The organism is Anaerophaga thermohalophila str. Valhall, from assembly GCF_000250735.1.
In the GTDB taxonomy this organism is placed as follows: domain Bacteria; phylum Bacteroidota; class Bacteroidia; order Bacteroidales; family Marinilabiliaceae; genus Anaerophaga; species Anaerophaga thermohalophila_A.
The window spans coordinates 1-2258 of the sequence record NZ_AHZV01000369.1 but is presented as its reverse complement, the minus strand read 5'-3'; the positions used below and the strand labels follow the sequence as shown (position 1 = coordinate 2258).

Here is a 2258-nt window from a genome sequence, read left to right as displayed (position 1 = left end):
CAGGTTAATAACAATCTGCAACAATTCACATGCCATAGCCACTACAAGCACTTGAAATTCAGATATTTCAAAACACAGACGACATCTCATAAATTTCATATAAAAACTCTGCGTCTTAGCGTCTCTGCGTTTAAAGCATCAGTTCCGCCTTCCCCGTATTAGCTGCTAAAAAATAAAACCAATTTCGAAAACCAGGCGGTTCAATACAGTCTTATCATCATAGCCGGGTTCATCAGTTATATCTGTAAACCCGCTGTGATAAACAAGCCCGAACATCAAGGCATTGGAACCGCCGATAGAATATTCCAGTCCGGCACCGAGGTGATAACCAAGATCAAACAACTTCACCTCATCACCAATGGATTTGTCATCACCGTCGCGGGCTTCAATGTTAATTTGGGGCGTCAGTCCGAAACGTCCGTAAAAACAACTTCTTCGAAACTCATTCGAACGCAGTTTCAATCCAAAAGGAATTTCAATATATCGCAGTTTATAATCTTTATCGCCTACCGGTGCATCCTCATTAGCCGTATCACCCGAATAGGTCAGTTTCCCGCCTGTACGGTTGATAGTCAGCCCGGTAGAGATGGCATAATTCTCGGCAAAAAAGCGGTCGAGTACAACTCCGAAATTATAGCCTGCCATACTACTCCTCGATTCAACGCCATCTATATCAGGCTTTAACCACGAAATTTGCGGCTCGGCAACAAATGAAAGACGTATACTTTTTGCTTCCTGGGCAATTAGTTGCGTTAATGCCAGTAAAAACAAGCCGGTAGTTAAAATCAGTTTCTTCATAAGGTTGCTTTTTTATTTGGTGCTGATCTTTAATTCCAACTTCAGTATCTATTTTTACAGAAAAGCTGAAGACCTCAATAGTCCCATTCAATCTGACAAAGCAGAACCAATATCGGACAGGCAAAAATAAGCCCGTTTTTCACCAAAAAATTCAGGTTAAAATTAATATCTTAGCATCTGTAATCGAATGTAAAGATAGACCATTTCCGGTTTTTTAAAGAAATAGCTGTAATGAAAATTAAATATTCGTTTCTAATCACTCTGTCTCTCGTCTTTTTTGCAAGCGGTTGTAATCTTTTCAACAATGCACCCGATGTTTCCGACATAGAGGTTGAGTCGGATTTAATCCCCTTTTATGAAGAACTGTTTGCCATACCACCCGAAAATACAGACGAATATACAGAAGAGCTTCAAAAAAAGTACGGAGATTATTTCACTGCTTACTGTGAAGGTATTATAGGAGTAGGAAAACCCGGGAATAAAGAGTTCTCAGAAAACCTGGGTCGCTTTCTTTCATATAAACCCAACAAGGAGGTCTTTGACACCTGCCGGAAAGTATTTTCGGAACACAGAAAAGAAAAAATCCATAAAGAACTCATTCAGGCATTTAAATATTACAAACACTACTACCCTGAAATGAGTGTTCCCGACCTTTACCTGCATATTTCCGGTTTTAATGAGTCCATGGTTGTAGATTCGGGCTGGGTTTCGGTAAGCGTAGAAAAATACCTTGGCCGGAATTGCATTTTTTACGAATGGCTGGGAACTCCCAAATATCTTCGGACACAAATGTTTCCCGAAAGAGTGGTTCCTGATGTAATGAGAGCTATAGCAATGACCGAATATGCTTATAACGATTCCATAGACGATCTCATCAGCCAGATGGTTTACCATGGTAAAATCTTACTCTTTGTCAAACATACCATACCGGACATACCGGACACATTACTTTTTGGATACTCGGAGAAAGAGATGAAATGGTGTGATAAAAACGAAGAATTTATGTGGTCCTCAATGGTGGAACATAAACATCTTTTCTCCACCGACCAGATGCTCATACGTAAATATATAGGGCCGGCTCCGTTCACCAGTGTTTTCGGACAGGAATCACCCGGCAGAACCGGCCGATACATCGGTTACCAAATTATGAAATCGTGGATGGAAGAACACCCGGACAAATCATTCCGGGATATGATGCAAGCCTCCGATCCGCACAGAATTTTGTCACAGGCAAAATACAGACCCTGAGATAATGAAAGGAGCATAACAAAGAGTGCTTAAATAATTAGATATTTAGATTTAAGTAAAAGCCACGCAGAAGTTAAAGGCTGGAAGTTAGATGTTAGATTATTAGATTCTATTAAAAGTAATTTAGTAAGTAAGGGTTGATAGTACTGACCTACAAAAAAATCAATAGTTGTTCTAATAATAATCTTACCCTGCTTTATTCATAAGTTTTC

Annotated in this window: 2 protein-coding genes; one reads left to right on the top strand and one right to left on the bottom strand. The window is 39.6% G+C overall.

Features of this window, described 5'->3' with window-relative positions; translation table 11 throughout:
• Positions 1-165: 165 nt before the first annotated feature.
• Positions 166-798, bottom strand: a complete 633-nt coding sequence (locus OQ5_RS0119745; RefSeq protein WP_016779149.1) for a porin family protein — start codon at positions 796-798, stop codon at positions 166-168.
• Between the two features lie 231 nt (positions 799-1029).
• Between OQ5_RS0119745 and OQ5_RS0119740 the strand changes: the two genes are divergently transcribed.
• Complete coding sequence (locus OQ5_RS0119740; RefSeq protein ID WP_016779148.1) at positions 1030-2046, top strand: gliding motility protein GldB; 1017 nt, start codon at positions 1030-1032, stop codon at positions 2044-2046.
• The last annotated feature ends 212 nt before the right edge of the window (positions 2047-2258 follow it).

Bases quoted from the DNA above. Each gene is read 5' to 3' on its own strand.
- OQ5_RS0119745 (WP_016779149.1), bottom strand. From the start codon at position 798: ATGAAGAAACTGATTTTAACTACCGGCTTGTTTTTACTGGCATTAACG.
- OQ5_RS0119740 (WP_016779148.1), top strand. From the start codon at position 1,030: ATGAAAATTAAATATTCGTTTCTAATCACTCTGTCTCTCGTCTTTTTT.